The sequence below is a fragment of the Rothia sp. P5766 genome, assembly GCF_048513555.1.
Classification (GTDB): Bacteria; Actinomycetota; Actinomycetes; order Actinomycetales; family Micrococcaceae; genus Rothia.
On record NZ_JBLXXS010000002.1, the window covers coordinates 159632 to 177495 of the forward strand.

At 56.9% G+C, this 17864-nt stretch carries 15 protein-coding genes and 6 tRNA genes; 14 read left to right on the top strand and 7 right to left on the bottom strand.

From position 1 onward, the window contains the following. Positions 1 to 40 precede the first annotated feature (40 nt). Positions 41 to 1570: an alanine/glycine:cation symporter family protein gene (locus ACN08V_RS01785; protein WP_419104311.1), complete on the bottom strand. Its 1530-nt coding sequence runs from the start codon at positions 1568 to 1570 to the stop codon at positions 41 to 43. Between the two features lie 329 nt (positions 1571 to 1899). On the opposite strand from ACN08V_RS01785, the gene dxs reads away from it, so the two are divergent. Next, entirely contained in the window at positions 1900 to 3876 is a 1977-nt protein-coding gene (gene dxs / locus ACN08V_RS01790; RefSeq protein WP_419100491.1) for a 1-deoxy-D-xylulose-5-phosphate synthase, read from the top strand. A gap of 92 nt (positions 3877 to 3968) precedes the next feature. On the opposite strand, the gene ACN08V_RS01795 is transcribed toward dxs, so the two are convergent. From ACN08V_RS01795 to msrB, 3 genes are all read right to left on the bottom strand, one after another. Beyond that, positions 3969 to 4469 (bottom strand): Rieske (2Fe-2S) protein, encoded by a 501-nt coding sequence (locus ACN08V_RS01795; RefSeq protein ID WP_419104312.1) that lies wholly within the window; start codon positions 4467 to 4469, stop codon positions 3969 to 3971. An 11-nt stretch (positions 4470 to 4480) separates the two neighbouring features. Continuing rightward, the gene (locus tag ACN08V_RS01800) at positions 4481 to 5767 is read right to left on the bottom strand and encodes an HRDC domain-containing protein (RefSeq protein WP_419104313.1); all 1287 of its coding nucleotides are present in this window, start codon (positions 5765 to 5767) and stop codon (positions 4481 to 4483) included. Positions 5768 to 5905: 138 nt separating this feature from the next. Beyond that, positions 5906 to 6328 carry a peptide-methionine (R)-S-oxide reductase MsrB gene (gene msrB / locus ACN08V_RS01805; RefSeq protein WP_419104314.1) on the bottom strand — a complete coding sequence of 141 codons (423 nt, stop codon included), beginning with the start codon at positions 6326 to 6328 and terminating at the stop codon, positions 5906 to 5908. A gap of 171 nt (positions 6329 to 6499) precedes the next feature. Here msrB and ACN08V_RS01810 point away from each other — a divergent pair, with 171 nt between their 5' ends. After that, a complete protein-coding gene (locus ACN08V_RS01810) occupies positions 6500 to 7804 on the top strand; it encodes an alpha/beta hydrolase family protein (protein WP_419104315.1) in 1305 nt (434 codons plus the stop codon). 55 nt (positions 7805 to 7859) lie between these two features. Here the strand turns inward: ACN08V_RS01810 and ybaK are convergent, their stop codons facing one another. Continuing rightward, a complete protein-coding gene (gene ybaK / locus ACN08V_RS01815) occupies positions 7860 to 8357 on the bottom strand; it encodes a Cys-tRNA(Pro) deacylase (protein ID WP_419104316.1) in 498 nt (165 codons plus the stop codon). A 227-nt stretch (positions 8358 to 8584) separates the two neighbouring features. Here ybaK and zapE point away from each other — a divergent pair, with 227 nt between their 5' ends. Continuing rightward, positions 8585 to 9649 (top strand): cell division protein ZapE, encoded by a 1065-nt coding sequence (zapE, locus tag ACN08V_RS01820; protein WP_419104317.1) that lies wholly within the window; start codon positions 8585 to 8587, stop codon positions 9647 to 9649. An 89-nt stretch (positions 9650 to 9738) separates the two neighbouring features. Here the strand turns inward: zapE and ACN08V_RS01825 are convergent, their stop codons facing one another. After that, positions 9739 to 10308, bottom strand: coding sequence for a GNAT family N-acetyltransferase (locus ACN08V_RS01825; protein ID WP_419100484.1), 570 nt, complete (start codon positions 10306 to 10308; stop codon positions 9739 to 9741). A gap of 237 nt (positions 10309 to 10545) precedes the next feature. On the opposite strand from ACN08V_RS01825, the gene ACN08V_RS01830 reads away from it, so the two are divergent. The 11 genes from ACN08V_RS01830 (at position 10546) to ACN08V_RS01880 (ending at position 16311) form a co-directional block, all read left to right on the top strand. Further along, positions 10546 to 10618: transfer RNA gene (locus tag ACN08V_RS01830), tRNA-Gly, on the top strand. 25 nt (positions 10619 to 10643) lie between these two features. After that, positions 10644 to 10715, top strand: a tRNA-Val gene (locus tag ACN08V_RS01835). Between the two features lie 55 nt (positions 10716 to 10770). Further along, positions 10771 to 10846, top strand: a tRNA-Gly gene (locus ACN08V_RS01840). Between the two features lie 111 nt (positions 10847 to 10957). After that, positions 10958 to 11030: transfer RNA gene (locus ACN08V_RS01845), tRNA-Gly, on the top strand. Positions 11031 to 11078: 48 nt separating this feature from the next. After that, positions 11079 to 11152, top strand: a tRNA-Cys gene (locus ACN08V_RS01850). A gap of 1 nt (position 11153) precedes the next feature. Continuing rightward, positions 11154 to 11225: transfer RNA gene (locus tag ACN08V_RS01855), tRNA-Val, on the top strand. A 238-nt stretch (positions 11226 to 11463) separates the two neighbouring features. Continuing rightward, positions 11464 to 12345 carry a cytochrome gene (locus ACN08V_RS01860; RefSeq protein WP_419104318.1) on the top strand — a complete coding sequence of 294 codons (882 nt, stop codon included), beginning with the start codon at positions 11464 to 11466 and terminating at the stop codon, positions 12343 to 12345. 28 nt (positions 12346 to 12373) lie between these two features. Further along, entirely contained in the window at positions 12374 to 12988 is a 615-nt protein-coding gene (gene def, locus ACN08V_RS01865; protein ID WP_419104319.1) for a peptide deformylase, read from the top strand. Positions 12989 to 13011: 23 nt separating this feature from the next. Beyond that, complete coding sequence (gene fmt, locus ACN08V_RS01870; RefSeq protein WP_419100481.1) at positions 13012 to 13938, top strand: methionyl-tRNA formyltransferase; 927 nt, start codon at positions 13012 to 13014, stop codon at positions 13936 to 13938. Then, complete coding sequence (locus tag ACN08V_RS01875; protein WP_419104320.1) at positions 13935 to 15668, top strand: RsmB/NOP family class I SAM-dependent RNA methyltransferase; 1734 nt, start codon at positions 13935 to 13937, stop codon at positions 15666 to 15668. The genes fmt and ACN08V_RS01875 overlap by 4 nt, the downstream gene beginning before the upstream one ends. A gap of 34 nt (positions 15669 to 15702) precedes the next feature. After that, the gene (locus ACN08V_RS01880) at positions 15703 to 16311 is read left to right on the top strand and encodes a DedA family protein (protein WP_419100479.1); all 609 of its coding nucleotides are present in this window, start codon (positions 15703 to 15705) and stop codon (positions 16309 to 16311) included. Positions 16312 to 16391: 80 nt separating this feature from the next. Here ACN08V_RS01880 and ACN08V_RS01885 read toward each other — a convergent pair whose 3' ends face one another. Further along, positions 16392 to 17747, bottom strand: a complete 1356-nt coding sequence (locus tag ACN08V_RS01885) for a Na+/H+ antiporter family protein (protein WP_419104321.1) — start codon at positions 17745 to 17747, stop codon at positions 16392 to 16394. Positions 17748 to 17864 lie beyond the last annotated feature (117 nt).

Here is a 17864-nt window from a genome sequence, read left to right on the forward strand (position 1 = left end):
GGGAGGAAAACAGCCTCTACGGTTGTAGCCGGCCTGGAGCCTACTTCTTCTGAACCGGGATTGCACCGGTTTTCACATCGTAGTAGTTCTCCCAGAAGTCGGCGTTTCTAATGTCAAGAGCCCGCGGATCAAACAGGGGATCCTGGCCCTGCTTGCGTTGCTGTTCGTAGTCACGCAGGGCCTGCAGCGCAGGCTTCTGAATGACCAGAATACCGACGACGTTCAGCCAAGCCATGAGCCCTACACCGATATCGCCTAGGGCCCAGGCCTCACCAGCACTATTGACGCAACCTACTACTGTGGCAACCAGAATGAGGAGCTGTAACAAGCGTAGGAGACCATTAGAAACTGTTTCATTTTTGAGGTTCCTGGTCAGGTAACGCAGGTTGGTTTCAGCCATGTAGTAGTAAGCAATGATGGTGGTGAAGGCAAAGAACCCCAGCGATACAGCGATAAAGATGGTGCCGGCTCCAGGTAAGAGAGTATCAAAGGCGGATTGCGCAAAGGCTGGCCCCACAGTTGCCTCTGGATCTAGCGTCCCCGATCCTTCTGCAAGCACGGGGGTATCTGCTGATCCCCCCTGGTAGACCCGGTACATGCCGGTTGAAAGAATCAGGAAAGCAGTAGCAGAGCAGACGAAGAGGGTGTCAATGTAGACGGCCATAGCCTGAACAAAGCCCTGGGATGCGGGGTGCTTGACCTCGGCGGCAGCTGCAGCGTGGGGGCCGGTGCCCTGGCCTGCTTCGTTGGAGTAGATGCCTCGTTTGACGCCCCATTCAACAGCAGTACCCACAATGGCACCGAAGGTTGCATGCAGGCCGAATGCTGAGCTAAAGATGAGGTTAACGACGTCCCCCAGCATGCCAATATTAATGAAGCAAACAATGACTGCGAGAATGATATAAATAACGGCCATGATAGGAACGACCACTGAGGCAAAGGCCGCGATACGCTTGACGCCACCCACCACGATAAAGGCAAGAAGAATGGTGATACCGGTTGCAGTCATCCAGGGGTGAATCTGAGGGAAAGCGCCCTGCATGGAGGTAGCGATACCGTTAGCCTGAACTCCGGGCAGGAAGAAGCCGCAGGCTAGCACGGTAGCGCAAGCAAAGAGAGAGGCGTAGACCTTGAAAAGCCCCGAGTACTTGGTGTGCCGGTAGGCCTTTTCGAAGTAGTAGGCGGGGCCGCCGCGGTATTCACCGGTGACCTTATCGCGTTCTTTGTAGATCTGCCCTAGGGTGGACTCGATAAAGGAGGTTGCAGAGCCCAGGAAGGCAACCGCCCACATCCAGAAGACGGCACCCGGGCCACCAAAGGCGATAGCAGTTGCCACGCCTGCGATGTTACCTGTACCCACACGCCCTGCCAGCGACAGGGCTAGTGCTTGGAAGGAGGAAACGCCATCTTGCGAAGACTCGCCCTTGAAGGTAGCTCGAAGCATAGAGGGAATCTGGCGAATCTGGAGGAGCCGGGTTCTGATGGTGAAGTAGACGCCTACGGCCAGGCACAGATATACCAGCACTGGAGACCAAATGATCTCGTTCAGCCAGGTGATGAATGCGGTCATGATGTGTACAAATCCGTTCGTGCGGGGTCAGCTGCTAGCTAACTGCGTAATGATTCACCCCAAATATAGCAAGTAATGTGTGCTGTCACACATTTGGGTCTTGAGTAATGATACTAATACGCCCCCTGGTCTCTTAGGGTGTAATGACGCGGCCTGTAACTTAGCTGAAATGAAAACGGCGCTTTTGCTCTCATAGTGCGAATCGCTAAACGACCACCAAGCGGGTAAAGTTACTTAACTGCAAGACACCAGAGACTGTAACTACTGGCTCGCTCCGTAGCTCCTTACCAGGAGACTCAGCCGGCCGGTCAGGTTGTGAGGGAGACATCGTGGGATTACTAGAAACTATCCGGGAGCCGGGGCACCTGAACTCCTTGAGCTCGCAGCAGCTGACGGAGCTGGCTCAGGAAATCCGCGATTATCTGGTTGCCAATGTCTCTCAGACCGGGGGGCATCTTGGCCCCAACCTCGGTGTTGTTGAGCTGACTCTTGGGATTCACCGGGTCTTCGATTCACCGCAGGACTCCATCATTTTTGATACCGGGCACCAGTCTTATGTCCACAAGCTGGTTACCGGTCGGCAAGATTTTTCGACCCTGCGCCAGAAAGGCGGTATCGCTGGCTACCCTGAGCGGGCTGAGTCTGAGCACGATATCGTTGAGTCCTCACACGCTTCGTCATCTCTGTCATGGGCTGACGGTGTTTCCCGCGCCTACCAACTCACCGGCCAAAAGGACCGTTACACTGTTGCCCTCATCGGCGATGGTGCCCTAACCGGTGGCATGGCCTGGGAAGCTATCAACAATATAGCGGCTGATAGGTCCCGCAAGGTCGTCATTGTTGTTAACGACAACGGTCGTTCCTACGCGCCGACCGTGGGTGGGTTCGCTAACCACCTGGCTGCCCTGAAACATGAACTTCAGAATAAGGTCGATAAGGTTCGCCTGGACTCGCGCTACGAGCGCACCCTCGATATTGCCCGCACCAAACTTCAGAAGAGCGGCCCCCTGGGACAGATGGTCTACCGTGGGTTGCACGGCATGAAAGCGGGCATTAAGGACGTCATGGTGCCCGGTGGCATTTTTGAAGACCTGGGGATGAAATACGTGGGACCGATTGACGGCCATGATCTGCAGGAAATCGAGCAAGCCCTAGAATCAGCTAAGAACTATGGTGGCCCCGTTATCGTTCACGCTATGACCGAGAAAGGCCACGGTTACGCCCCGGCAGTAAGCGATAAAGACGATATGTTCCACGCTGTGGGGGTGATTGACCCTGATACCGGTGAAGCCCTAGCTAAGTCCTCTGGTAAATCCTGGACCAGTATCTTTGCTCAGGAAATCAAAGATATTGCCGATGAGCGCGAGGACATTGTCGGAATCACCGGCGCTATGCTCATTCCTGTTGGGCTCAAACCTATGGCTATGGCCCACCCGGGCCGCGTGATTGACGTAGGAATCGCTGAACAGCACGCTCTTGCCATGAGCGCGGGTCTGGCCTACGGCGGCCAGCACCCTGTCATTGCCCTCTACGCCACCTTCCTCAACCGTGGTTTTGATCAGCTCCTCATGGACGTTGCCTTGCATAAGGCTGGTGTAACCCTCGTCTTGGACCGTTCCGGCGTGACCGGCCCCGATGGCCCCAGCCACCACGGCATGTGGGATTTGGCTCTTCTGCAGTTTATTCCGGGCCTGCATCTTGCAGCTCCCCGTGACGCAGTGACCCTGCGTGAGGAACTGCGAGAAGCCGTGGCTATCTCCGATGCTCCTACGGTTGTGCGCTACCCCAAGGGCTCAGTAGGCCCCGATATTCCCGCCCTTGAACGGACCGCAGACGGGGCCGATATTCTCAGGCGGCTAGGGGAGCCTCACGCTGAAAGCGGTCAGCGCGACGTGCTTTTGATTGGCGTGGGTGCTTTTGCCCGCCTAGCGCTTGATGTAGCCGAACTGCTGGGTAGCCAGGGGGTGAGCCTAACGGTGGTAGATCCCCGCTGGGTCATGCCTGTACCTGCCAGCCTTATTGAGCTGGCAGGGGAGCACCGCATCGTGGTTTCCCTTGAAGACGGCGTCCGGGCCGGTGGCGTAGGTTCCCGGATTCGCCAGGAAATGCGCGCAGCTGGTATCGACACAGCACTGAACGAGCTGGGTCTGCCCGCCGAGTTCATCAAGCACGCTGAGCGCGGTGAAATTCTTGAGGAAGTGGGGCTGACACCTCAAAAAATTAGCGCCGATATTCTCGCTCAGCTTTCGGGCGATATGGTGCCTTTCGCGCGAACAGAGGGCGAACGGCCTAAACACACCTCCTAACCCTCCAATTCCCAGCGCAGGGACACTCAAAGCGGCTCTTTCTTCAGCAGAAGAAAGAGCCACTTTAGTTTTTCTATTGTCTACCGGTAACCTTAGCCGACCCAGATACGTCCGTCTTTAACCTCGACCGGGAATTCCGCGATCGGAGTCTCAGCCGGACCACCAAGGACAGATCCATCCTCCAGCGAAAAAACTGAGGAGTGGCAGGGGCAGGAAATACTTTTATCTTTCAAGGCCTTGAGCTGGCACCCCTGGTGGGTGCAGACCGATGAGAAGGCATGGAAAGCGCCCTCGGTGGGCTGGCTAATCATGACGACGCTCCCCTTTGCTGTAGCCTGAATTACCCCGCCGACCGGTACGTCGCTGGTGGCGGCCATGTCGGTTGGTTCGGCAGGGCGACCGTCGCTTTCGGTGAGTGTTTGGCCATCCTTGGAGCCGCAGGCAGAGAGCAGAACCGCGCCTGCCCCCAGGCCACCAGCACCAATAATCGCTGTGCGGCGGGAAAACCCTGAAGGGTTACTCGCGGCTAGCTCCTGGGGAGCATCAACAATGGGTTTTTCTTCTTTATTCTGACAGCCGCATGTGGTGCACATGGGTACAATCCTTACTGTGAGTGTTGGGCTCTGACCCGGGTGAATACCGTGGCTAGATGCCCCGCTACACGTTCAATCTGCCACTGACGCGCCCCAAGTTCAAGCAGGGCTAACCTAAGTTCTTGCTCACCCGAACCCGCAGGCGGGTCCCAGCACAGCCTCCGCAGGATATCGGGGGTCAGCAGGTTTTCTTGAGGCATACCGAGTTGCTCACTGATCTCAATAACAAGGGGCTTAGCTTCTGCAATCAGTTCAGCGGAAAGCGGCCTCTTAACCTCCCAGGCCTTCAGCGGCGGCGGCCCAGATGCAGGCAGAGTGAAAGGAACCGGGCTGGGTTCCTTCTTCGCCTCGGTAATGGCCTTGACCCAGCGGGGAGCCTCTCGTTTGAGGGAACGAGTCTGAAAACCCGGTATCGCCAACACCGCTGGAACTGTCTGCGGCATGATACGCGCCGCAGCAATCAAGGACGAATCGGGAAGCAGCCGCTTGGGGGCCACATCTTTTTTCTGCGCAAGGTGATCACGCTCGTACCAAAGATTACGCAGAGCGGTGAGCTGGCGGCGGGTTTTCAAATCCCTGATGCCCTTGGTCTTGCGCCAAGGATCAGGTTTCTGCTCAAACCCGGTGCGCTCGCGAACTGCGTTGAATTCTTCCCGGGCCAGCTCGAGTTTGCCCTGTGCCCTGAGCTCAGACTCAACGGCATCGCGCAAATCGAGCAGAATATCAACGTCAAGAGCTGCATAGTTGAGCCACTGCGCGGGCAGGGGCCGATGGGACCAGTCCACCGCTGAGTGCTCCTTGGCGAGCTTATAACCCAGCAAATGCTCGACCATATAGCCCAAGCCAACCCGCTCAAAGCCAGCAAGACGACCGCCCAGTTCGGTATCGAAAAGCACATCGGGGCGCATCCCCAGCTCTGCCAGGCAGGGAAGGTCCTGGCTTGCGGCGTGGATAACCCACTCAGCGCCGGCTAAGGCCTCGTTGATGGGGGAGAGATGGGGGAAGCTCTCCGGGTCAATGAGGATGACCCCGGAGTTACCTCGTTTGAGCTGTACCAGGAAAGCTCGCTGACCGTACCTGATGCCCGATGCTCGTTCGGTGTCGACTGCTACCGGACCGCTCTGGGAGGCAAGGATGTCGGCAACTCTCTGCAGGCCACGGTCGGTGGTAATAACGCTGGGAGTGCCACCGTCGGGTTCATCGAGAAAGACAACCTCGGGAATCGTGATTCCCTCGGGTATCTCAAAACCCCCGGTGGAGGCGCTTAAAGGTGCTGCCACCTTGTCAGTTTGCGCCACAATAAAACTCCCTCCCGGTGGAAAACTACCCCACTATTATGTCAGCTAACCCTGTTACCCGGTTATGTCGCGAGTGTGAGATTGAACGGTAGAAGATTACCTCATGCTTAAATATTTCTTGCTGTCCTGTTTCTCAAGCTAGGGCTCAAGCGGTTTCTCATTCAGAGTGAGGCAGACAGAATTGATGCAGTAACGCAGGTCTGTGGGGGTATCGTAGCCCTCACCCTTAAAGACGTGGCCAAGGTGAGAATCACAGGCGGCACAGCGCACTTCAACACGAACCATTCCCAAAGACCGGTCCTCTATATAAAGCACTCGGTTTTCTGCCAAGGGCTCGAAGAAGGAAGGCCAACCGCAGTGGCTCTCAAACTTCTCGCTGGACCGGAAGAGCTCGGTGCCGCAAGCCCTGCAGGAGTAGATACCCTCGGTGGTGGTATCCCAGTATTGGCCGGTGAAGGCAGGCTCGGTACCGCCCTCTCTGAGCACAGCGTACTCAGTAGGGGTCAGAACCTCTTTCCAGTTTTTTGCGATTTTTCCTAGGCCCGGTAGATGCTCAGACATTTTGTATAGTCCTTACCCGTATCGATAACACAGTATGTATATTCAGCCAGATTACACCCAGTGGAATAAGGCATCAGCCTTGTCCCTGATATTCCTTACAAGGTTACTGGTTGGTAACATCACGGGTGTGCCGTTCCCGCTAGTAGCAATACCTCCCCTAGACTGGTCATTATGAATACAGAGCAGGACACATCTTCAACGGCGCGCACCCTCACTCTAGCTACCGTCGCAGGAGTTGCTGGTGCCGCAGGTGCCACCCTTGCTATGGCTGGTGCACTGGGGGCGGCAGGACTGGCAACACACTTTGCCCGCAAAATTGTTGTCCCGCCCAAAGCACCCCACGAAGATGTTCGTGTTTATTCGGTGGGCTACGGAACCGCTGAAAATATAGAAGACCAACAGCCCACCAGTATCTGCCTAGACGCGACGGAACGGACTCAGGCTCCAGGCCGCTACGGGTTTTATTTTGCCGGGGGAGCAGGGTTCGCCCTGCTGGGCGAGGTAATCTCCTACCTGCCGACCGAGCAGACCGTAGTACGGTCCATCGAAGGGGTCTATCGAGGCGATATCACCACCTGCAAACGCGGCAGACTCACCGGTGTTGTAGCCACCGACCCCCAGATGGCTGGCTACCGCTACCAAGACATCGAGCTTAACCTGCCTGTTGGTCCTGCCCCCGCCTGGGTAGTGCACCCTAATGCCTGGCTTGATAGCGCTACTGAATCTGATTCATCAGCAGTCCCCAGTAGCACTTGGATTGTGATGGTTCACGGCATGGGGTCAACACGTGCAGAAACCCTGCGCTCACTGACAGTGACTCAAAAGCTAGGGCTTACCAGCCTGCATGTTAGCTACCGTAACGACCGTGAAGCTCCGGCCAGTGAAGACGGCCGCTACGGCCTAGGCTTTACCGAATGGCGCGATATTGAAGTTGCTATCGACTACGCACTTTCTCATGGTGCTGAAGATGTAGTGCTCTTTGGCTGGTCTATGGGTGGCTCTATCTGTATGCAAACAGCTGACCTTGCCTCTAACCGCCGCGCTATCCGGGGCCTTGTGCTTGATGGGCCCGCCCTGGACTGGCTTGAACTCATCCGTTACCATACTCAGCTCAACAAGATTCCCCTCTCGATAGGAAAGCTGGGTGTGCACATGATTTCTCACCCTGCACTGACCGGGTTTACCGGCTTGCACGAGCCGATTCGGCTTGAACAGATATCCTGGCCTAACCGTGTACAGGACATTGTTCTACCCACCTTGATTCTGCATTCCCGCGATGACACCTACGTGCCCTATCAGCCATCAGAACAGTTAGCGCAGGCTTCACCGCTGGTGGATTTTGTTCCCTTTACAGGGGCACCCCACACCCGCGAGTGGAACGTGGACCCTGAGCTCTGGGAGAGCACCGTGGAAAAGTGGCTGGGGGATAAGCTGGGGCTGACCCTGCCAGTACATCAGGCTAAGTCGGCAGAATAAGCTCAGGCAGTGATGGGGGGCAGCGGCTGGCTGCCCCCTCCTATCTCTTGAGGTGTTAGGGTGCCGCAATATCGGCGTAGGAGCCGCCGGTTAGCCTGACCAGATCATCAGCAGCCAACTCAAGATCGAGGCCACGCCGCCCACCCGAGACCAGAACGGTGTCAAAAAGCTGGGCTGTTTCATGGATCAGGGTGGGGTGGGCTGTCTTTTGGCCCAGGGGAGAAATGCCGCCCACAACATACCCGGTACGCTTCTCAGCTACTTTAGGTTCGGCCATCTTGGCGCTCTTCCACCCTAACTGGGCGGCGGCGGCCTTAGTGTTGAGTTTGCCTGCTACCGGAACCAGGCAGACCGCAAAATCTTTGTCGTGATTAATCATGAGTGTCTTGAAAACCTGTTCGGGGGAGCGGCCTAGCTTCTGAGCGGCCTCCAGACCAAACTGGGTTTCACCCTGGACGTGCTCGTATTCGCGCATGGTGAAGGCAACCCCGCTTCCTTGCAAGAGAGCAACTGCGGCAGTAGATGCTCCGGCTTTCTTTTTACCCTTGGCCACGAGAAACCCTTTCTTTTTGCTTCCGATTAACCTTTACTAGCCTAAAAGGAACACGCCAGCGGAAGCTGCCGGACAGCGGAAAACGCTACGAACTGTGAAGAATTCAACCGCCTTAGTGTCATCACCCCCCAAAGTCTTAACCGCTACCGGCCCTTACCTCCCGCACCCATTACACTGGTGCTGTACATGTAACCCGCGCACCCTTGCGCTCAAGGAAAGTTAGGCACGTGGCCACCTACACCCACCTCACCGAACGTACCCCCCAGGTTTCTGCTGATGAACTTTTGGCGGGTTTTCGCCCCTCAGAACGCTTTGGTGAGGTGTCCTTTGATACCTACCGCCCGGACCCAGCGCAGCCCTCACAACAGGCGGCAGTCGATGCCTTACGAGCCTTCGGGGATAGTATCAATGGTGGCGTCGCTAGTGGCGGTGGATTTTTAAGCAAGCTCTTTGGCGGGGGCAAGAAAAAGGACGTCGGTAAGCCAGGTCTTTACCTAGACGGTGGTTTTGGTGTGGGTAAAACCCACCTGCTTGCCTCCCTCTGGCACGCAGTAGAGGGCCCCAAAGCTTTCGGTACCTTTGTCGAATACACCAACCTGGTCGGTGCACTCACCTTCCGCAAGACGGTTGAAGCCCTCTCAGGCTACAAGCTGGTCTGTATTGACGAATTTGAACTCGATGACCCCGGTGACACCGTGCTGATGTCCCGACTCATGCGTGAGCTAGCCGAAGCAGGGGTGAAGCTGGTCGCCACCTCCAATACTCTGCCCGGCTCACTCGGTGAGGGGCGCTTTGCCGCCGCAGACTTCAAGCGTGAAATTCAGGTACTCTCAGACCAATTTGATGTGATTCGTGTAGATGGCGAGGACTACCGCCACCGCGGGCTTGACCCGGCACCGGACCCCCTTGCACCTGAGCAGTTTGATGCCGCTGTTGAAGCAGGTTTTGGTGCACTTGGCACCGTTGCAATCGATAGCTTTGAGGACCTCATTGAGCACCTGTCCAAGGTTCACCCCTCTCGTTACCGCCAATTTATTGAAGGGCTTGATGCTATTGCCTGGCGCAATGTCACAACCATTACCCAGCAGGCCGTGGCCCTCCGCTTCGTGGTGCTGGCTGACCGTCTTTACGATAAAGACCTGCCCATTATCGCCTCCGGACTTCCCTTTGACAGGGTCTTCACCGAAGAAATGATGACAGGCGGCTACCAGAAAAAGTACTTCCGAGCCGTTTCTCGTCTAACCGCTCTTGCCCGCGAAGGCCACACAGCAGGGCAGAAGTTAGCTTCCTAGAAGAGCACACTTTAAACACCAGCCCCGGTTCCTTCTGGCGGCGAAGGAGCCGGGGCTTTTGCTCTTGAGCGCCTAGGGCAGGGGCCGCTTTAGCCGGGGAAACCAACCTCAGCCCACCGCTGGCGAGTCAGCTCCGCCTGACGCGCAGTCTGCATGAGGGCAACTCCATCAAAGCCTGGGCGACCGGGCGTGCCCTCAGGAAGAGTGCGGAAACCCTCAAAGCCAACCTTGCGGGCAACCTTCTCCGAGGAGCTGTTCCCCTGCAGGGCAGTCCACACTAGCCTATCCAAGCCCAAGCCCAGAGGATCCAGTGCAAAACCGGTGACCGCTCCCAAAGCCTCAGCCATAAAACCTTGACCTCTGCTATCGGGAGCAAGCCAAAAGCCAACCTCGGCTGAAGACCTCGACACATCGAATAAGCTGACCACCCCGGCGAAAACACCACTGGCATCAATAGCCCAAATGAACTCAGCCTCTGCAAGGGCAGCATCATGTGAGTAACTGATAAAATCCAGGGCATCCTGCTCCGTGTATCCCAGCGGAATTGACACACACCAGCGGACAATCTCCGGGTCCCTGCAGGCTGCAACCAGGGCAGACAGATCCCCTAAACGTAAAGCCCTCAAGGTCAAACGCTCTGTCAGAAGACTGGGTAGCACAGTTCAAACCTCCCTTGGCACCACCACAACAATGCAACATATCCTAACCCGCCAATAACTGTGGCACAGTCCATAGAATAAAAATAATAAAGCGCCCCCATGAAAACCGGCCCAAAACCCCTATAAATCAAGGAAAAACCGGCCAAACAACACCACAAAATAACAATTTTGCGTAAACCAAAACACCGTGTATAGTATTTACTCGTTGGTTCGGTTCCCCAAGGAATCAGCAAACATGCGGTTGTAGCTCAGTTGGTAGAGCACCACCTTGCCAAGGTGGATGTCGCGAGTTCAAGTCTCGTCAACCGCTCGCTAACCCTCAGGCGAGGGTTCTAGCGCGATTGGCGCAGCGGTAGCGCACTTCCTTGACATGGAAGGGGTCACTGGTTCGATCCCAGTATCGCGCACGCAAGATACATTGCGTATCCAGCACAGGGTGAAGCCCTGCATAGAAATGCAACTGCGGTTGTAGCTCAGTTGGTAGAGCACCACCTTGCCAAGGTGGATGTCGCGAGTTCAAGTCTCGTCAACCGCTCCAGACAAACCCCCGGTTATGGCCGGGGGTTTTTCCATACCCCTCTCCATTACAAGCCAACCCAAACACCCCAGGTTGAAACAGGCCCTGCCCTTGTGTATAGTTGTTCAAGTTGCGGTTGTAGCTCAGTTGGTAGAGCACCACCTTGCCAAGGTGGATGTCGCGAGTTCAAGTCTCGTCAACCGCTCTCTCGGAAACACTAGTTTTCGCAACTCAGGCCCCGGCCTGAGCGTGTGGTGGGGTGGTCGAGTGGTTAGGCAACGGTCTGCAAAACCGTGTACGCGGGTTCGAATCCCGTCCTCACCTCCACGCGCGATTGGCGCAGCGGTAGCGCACTTCCTTGACATGGAAGGGGTCACTGGTTCGATCCCAGTATCGCGCACAAAGAGAAGCCCGGCCTCCTAGGAGGTCGGGCTTTTTGATGCCCAGTGATCAACAGGGGACTTAGCCAGAAGACAGCAGCAAAGCAGTATAGGGGTAGCCGAGCTTACCTACGGGTGCCCTCGTATTGAGGTGACCAGGCGCGTATAATCGATAGAGCGCCGGCAGCCCAGATTGATGCAAGGTACCCGGCGCCTGAATCTATCGCCAATCCCGCCCCACCACGTCAGGACGTTTCTTTGACCACTCCCATGCTCGCGCAGGCCACCGACCACGGTCGAATGTATGCGCGCACCGTGGGCGGGGAGTTGCTGGTGCCTTCCATTACTACAGTTATTGGGCAACAGGCCAGTGACTTGAGTGGTTGGCATGGCTACATGGCAGCCAAAGCTGCTCTTGAAGATCAGCGAGCCTACCGAGCATCAAGTAGCGCTGGGCTCAAATTTGCCATTATCCGTGACGCGGCGAGCGCATCAGAGCGCTACCGAGACGATGCCGCAGCCCGCGGGGACCGTGTGCACAACTATGCGGAGCAGGTCGCCCTACGAGCCATGGGCCTGCCTCATGAGCTGGAAGGCTACCGTGAAAACCTGATAGCCCACGGTGAGCAGGCCTACGCTGACCGTTTTGATGAGTGGTGGGAACAGTACCGCCCTCAACCCTTAGCTACCGAGGTCACTATCTGGAACCAGACAGTGGGTTATGCTGGCACCCTTGACCTGGTAGCAGAAATAGCGGGCCACACCTGCATCATTGACTATAAAACCAAGGGCACCGACCGCAAAGGTCGGGTCAAGCCTCTGGACGATAAGGTCGTTATGCAACTGGTGGCCGGGCTCAAAGCTGAAGAGGCTCTTATCGACGCTGAAAACGGTGAGTGGGAGCCTTGGAAACACGGTGGAGCTAGCATCTTGATGGGGGTAGCCGTGGGCCAGACCCAGGTTGTTCCCCAGCAAGCCAACCCACAGGTACTCAAAAGCAACTGGTTCAAATTCTGTGCCCTCAAAAGAGTATGGGATCTGAACCGAGAGCTGACTGAGAGTACCGAAGAGTCACTGATGCCCCTGGTGCCGCCACCGTTTGCTGATTCTGCCGAGCACCCCGGTAAAGCTGCCTCATAGACCCCTGTACCCTAGCCCAAGAGAGCTCATGACCATTCTGACTATCCGCACCGTAGGTGACCCGGTTCTCCGCACTCCCTGTGACCCCATTACCGTTTTTGACCAGGACCTGTGCAGGCTGGTCCATGACATGCTCGAAACCATGTACGCCGTTGAAGGCGTGGGATTAGCTGGCCCCCAGGTGGGGATTGCCAAGCAGATTTTTACCTTTGGCAACATTGATGGGCTTGAAGGGCACGTCATTAACCCGGTGATTGAGATAGGGGACGAACCCCAGGAGGGTGGCGAGGGGTGCCTTTCCGTTCCCGGTTTATCTGCTGCGACTCCGCGCAAGAACTGGGCGCGAGTTACGGGTCTTACCTGTGAGGGGCAGCCTGTGACTTACGAGGGCCAAGGCCTTTTTGCTCGCATGCTGCAGCACGAGACTGACCACCTGCACGGCACTATGTTTATTGATCGCTTGGTGGGCGAAGACAAGAAAAACGTCTGGCGTAAGATCCGCCAGTCTAGCTACAACGAGGTAGCCGCCGCCGTCCAAGGGGAGAGGGCCGCTCAGGCCTCATCGGTTTTTGGTGCCCTCGGCGGTTCGCTGGGCGCAGGCCAAGGAAAGGCCGCGCGCAAGCCGGGTTCCTTTGGTATCTAGTCGGTCCTCACAAGAAAGTTGATATGAAGGTTTTATACGCTGGCACGCCTGAACTCGCGGTTGCCCCGCTTGATGCCCTGCTCCAAGCTGGGCACGACGTTGTTGCTGTGCTGACCCGCGAAGATGCTCCGGTGGGGCGTAAGAGGGTTCTTACTCCCTCACCCGTAGCCCAGCGTGCTCAGGAGCTGGGAGTACCCGTTATTAAGGCCAGCCGCTGGGACGACGAGATTCACGCTGCTGTAGCTGACACCGGGGCGGAGATTGCGGCTGTTGTTGCCTTTGGAGTCCTGCTCCCTCAGCGAGCGCTGGACCTTCTTCCCCACGGCTGGATTAACCTCCACTTTTCCGCGCTTCCTAACTGGCGCGGTGCCGCACCGGTTCAGCGGGCGCTGATGGCCGGGGAAAGCGAAATCTTCTCGAATACTTTCCGTATTGAGGCAGGCCTGGATACCGGCCCGGTCTTCCGTCAGGAGTCAACACCTGTGGGTGAGTTTGATACCGCCGGTGATATCCTGAACCGGCTCGCGGCTACCGGCGGAGCCCTGCTCTCTGCTACCTTTGCAGACATCGCTGAGGGTGCTACCGGCCAGCCCCAAACCGGGCAGGCAACACACGCTGCCAAGCTCACCATCGCCGACGGAAAAATTGACTTCAGCCGCACCACCGGCCAGATTCTAGCTCAGGTAAGCGGCGTGACACCCGAACCTGGGGCATGGGCGGAGCTTGGCGGTGCCCGCTTCAAGATTGGCATGCTTCGCCGCTCAGAAGCTCCCACTCGAGGGACACCAGGCACAGTCCACCTTGCGGGCAAGAAACCCGTTGTCACCTGTGGTGACGGTAGCCTTGAACTTACCCAGGTCCAACCTGCCGGGAAGAAGATGATGAACGCCGCCGACTGGGCACGAGGCCAAAGCGCGGCTATCAATGATCAGAAAGTAGTTTTGGTATGAGTGCCCATGACGCACCCCGCGCAGCACGCGGTCACGGTAAAGGCCGTCCTAGCTCAGCCAACCGAGGCGGCACCCCCAACCCGCGCGGCTCCCGCGGCAAACGAAGTGCCGGGCCCCAGACCGGTAACACGAGTGGTTCCTACCGTGGGCGTCCTGCACAGGAAAACAGCGCACACGACAAGGAGAGCCGCCGTAATGCTAAGGGCCGTGAACGCAACCGGAAGGCCGTCAAAGACCGCGTCTTTTCTGATGCCGCGCCCTCACAGCGCGCCCGCAGAGCTGATAAGGCCCGCGCCGTCGCCTACCAGGTATTGCTGGCTGTAGCCCATGAGGACTCTTACGCTAATCTGGTTTTGCCCAAAGCTATCCGCACTGCACGGCTCGATGCCCGTGATGCTGGCTTTGCCACCGAGCTGACCTACGGAACCTTGCGTAATCAGGGAACCTATGATGCGATTCTGGCTCACTGTGTTGACCGTCCGGTGGAAAAAATCGGTACCAAGATTCTCTTGGTCCTCCGTTTGGGAGTTCACCAGCTCATGGCCATGCGAGTGCCCGATCATGCCGCTCTCAACCAGACCGTTGCACTGGCCCGTTCCGAAATCGGTATCGGCCCTGCCAACTTCGTCAATGCGGTCTTGCGCCGGGTCTCAGAACGGAGCCCCGAGGAATGGCACGAACTGATTGCCTCTCAGGCACCCGACGAGCTGACCCGTCTGGCCCTGGAGAAGTCCCACCCGGCCTGGGTCGTCCGGTCCTTCCGTCAGGCCCTTGCTGCCCACGGCCGTGCGCCCAGTGAGGTAGAGCAACTGCTTGAAGCCGATAACCTCTCACCGGTAGTGAACCTGGTTGAGTTACCCGGGCTGGGGACCCTAGACGAGGCCCGCGCCGCCGGTGCGAGCGACGGTGAGCTCGTTCAAGGTTCTGCCCTCTACGCTTCGGGCGACCTAGCCCGGTTAGAGACAGTGCGCAGTGGTGTGGTTCGGGCCCAGGACGTCGGCTCACAGTTGGTAGCTCGTGCTCTGGCTGATGCCCCACTGGAGGGCCCAGACAGTCGCTGGCTTGACCTCTGCGCCGGTCCCGGCGGTAAAGCCGCCCTACTCGGTGCCCTGGGGGCCCAGCGCGGGGCTACCCTGGTGGCTAACGAGTCTGCTGAGCACCGGGCCGAACTGGTCCGCCGTTCTCTGGCCCCGCTTCCGGAAGGCACCTACACGGTGCTCACCGGTGATGGCCGGGAAATTGCCAGCACACTGAGCCAGCAGAAAAAAATGCCCGGTAGCGCAGAAGCCAGCGCACTTTTTGACCGTGTTATGGTCGATGTTCCCTGCTCAGGTCTAGGTGCCTTGCGCCGCCGTCCCGAGGCTCGCTGGCGTAAGAACCCCCGCGATATCGCTGAGCTTCTGCCCCTTCAGCTCTCGCTCTTCCAGGCCGCAGCAGAAGTCACCCGACCCGGTGGTCTGATTGCCTACGTCACCTGTTCTCCACATACCGCAGAAACCCAGAGCATCGTGCACGATATTCTGCGTAAGACCGACGTGACCCTGCTCGACTCGGGGGCCGCACTCACCTCGGTAGCCCTGACCGATGACCGGGGGCAAAGCCTACTGGCAGGGGAGAAAGACCCCTCCTTTAGCCCTGATGGAGCAGGCCAGGGCGCAACCACCGCTCAGCTCTGGCCCCATATCCACGGGACTGACGCTATGTTCTTTGCCCTCTTTCGCAAAAACTAGGTCTGTAAGCCCTCACTTTAGAAAGCTATAATCTATGTCCTCTTTACTAGACCCCCAGCATCTCATAACCACGTTCGGCCTCATTGGCATTGCGCTGGTTCTTTTCGCCGAGACCGGCCTGCTGATTGGCTTCTTCCTGCCCGGCGACTCGCTCCTGTTTATCGCAGGGCTCATGACTAGCGGCGAGACCAAAATTGCACCTCTATGGGCCCTACTTTTGGTGACCGTCACCGCAGGTTTCGTGGGTGACCAGACCGGGTACCAGATCGGAAAGAGCACAGGGCCGGCAGTTCTGCGCTCACGGGCTGGTCGCATGATTGGCGATGAACGCATCAACAAGGCCCACGAGTACTTTGCAAAATACGGTGCCCGAACCGTAGTCATCGCCCGCTTTGTCCCCATTGTCCGTACCGTCGTCCCCGTCTTAGCAGGCATCAACGAGATGCCCCGCACAACCTTTGTTAAGTGGAACCTGATCGGAGCATTCCTCTGGGGCACCCTGCTGCCCATCGCAGGTCACTACCTGGGAGGAATCGCCTTTATCCGTGAGCACGTTGACCTGATCGTTGTGGGTATCATTCTGCTCTCTTTGATTCCTGTCCTGATTCAGGTGCTCACAACCCGCAAGTCAGCCAGCTCTTAGAGACTACAGCAGGCATGGCAAAGGGGCCGCTGCTACCCGGAATGGTAGCAGCGGCCCCTTGAGCTCGTGAGGTAAGGTTTTTACAGAATCATGGCCGCGACCCAGCCTGCGCCCAGTAGTGGCAGGTTATAGTGCAAGAAAGTGGGAATGACGGTGTCTCGAATATGGTCGTGCTGACCATCAACATTCAGACCGGAAGTGGGTCCCAGGGTTGAGTCAGAGGCTGGGGAACCGGCATCACCAAGCGCACCTGCGGTACCGATGATAGATACCGTCGCAAGTGGCGAGAATCCCAAGGCAAGGCACAGCGGCACGTAGATGGTGGCGATAATGGGCAAGGTTGAGAAAGAAGAACCAATACCCATGGTCACAATAAGACCGACAACTAGCATAGCTAGAGCAGCCGCGGCCCTGTTACCTGCGAAGACATCGGCAACAAATGAGACCAGCGGCTCAACGTCACCGGTTTCTGAGATAACGGAGGCAAAACCCTGTGCTGAAATCATGATGAAGCCGATCAGCGCCATCATGCGCATACCGGACGTAAAGACATCATCAGCCTTGCGCCACTCAACCGCGCCGGTCACCATGAAAATTGTCAAGCCAACAAGTGCTCCGACCAGAAGTGAGTTAGCCTCGGTCTCCATGCTCTGCATAAGAACCTGCACTGCGAAGGTCGCAACAATAGCAATCAGAGCAACAAGGACCTTGAATGTGCTGATCTCCTGGGAAGCCTGTGATGCAGAATCAATGTCAACATCACGGTAGATTCGGGGTTTGCGGTAAGAGAAGAAAATAGCAAGGAGCAGACCGAAAACCATACCGGCGGCAGGAATCATCATCGCTTGCATGACATTAATACCGTCTGTGGACATACCTGCCAACTTGATATTGCCCAGCAGAATGTCATTGAGGAAGATAGCGCCAAAACCAACCGGTAGGAACATATAGGTTGTCACCAAACCGAAAGTGATCACACAGGCCAGCAGACGGCGGTCAATATGCAGACGGTTAAAAACAGCTAAGAGCGGCGGAATAACCAGAGGGATAAAAGCGATATGCACGGGAATAAGATTCTGAGACATTACGGACATGGCCAAAATCCCCGCGAGAAGGAACCACTTGACGGCAAATTCAAGGCCGTTTTTTCCTTGAGCGCTTTGGACACCCACCCGGTTAATAATTGATCCAGCAAGTAACTGGGGTAGCCCTGAGCTGGACACTGCCATAGCGAATGCACCCAGTAGGGCATAGGAGAGAGCAAGCATGGCTCCGCCGGAGAGGCCCTCCTGATAGGCCACCATGGTTCCATCGAAACCGAGCCCGCCGAACAAACCACCCACCAGCGCACCAATAAAGAGCGCTAGGACAACATGCACACGGGCCGCGGAGAGGACAAGCATCACGAGTACTGCAAGCAGAACCGAGTTCATCATTTTCCTAACCTTTGCGAGAAGAAGCCAGTATATTTTAGCTGTGAGGGAGCTGTAAGCCCCTACACATACAGGCCGCTGAGACTGTGATGGTGATTATCTTTACTGCTTCAGGCGCTC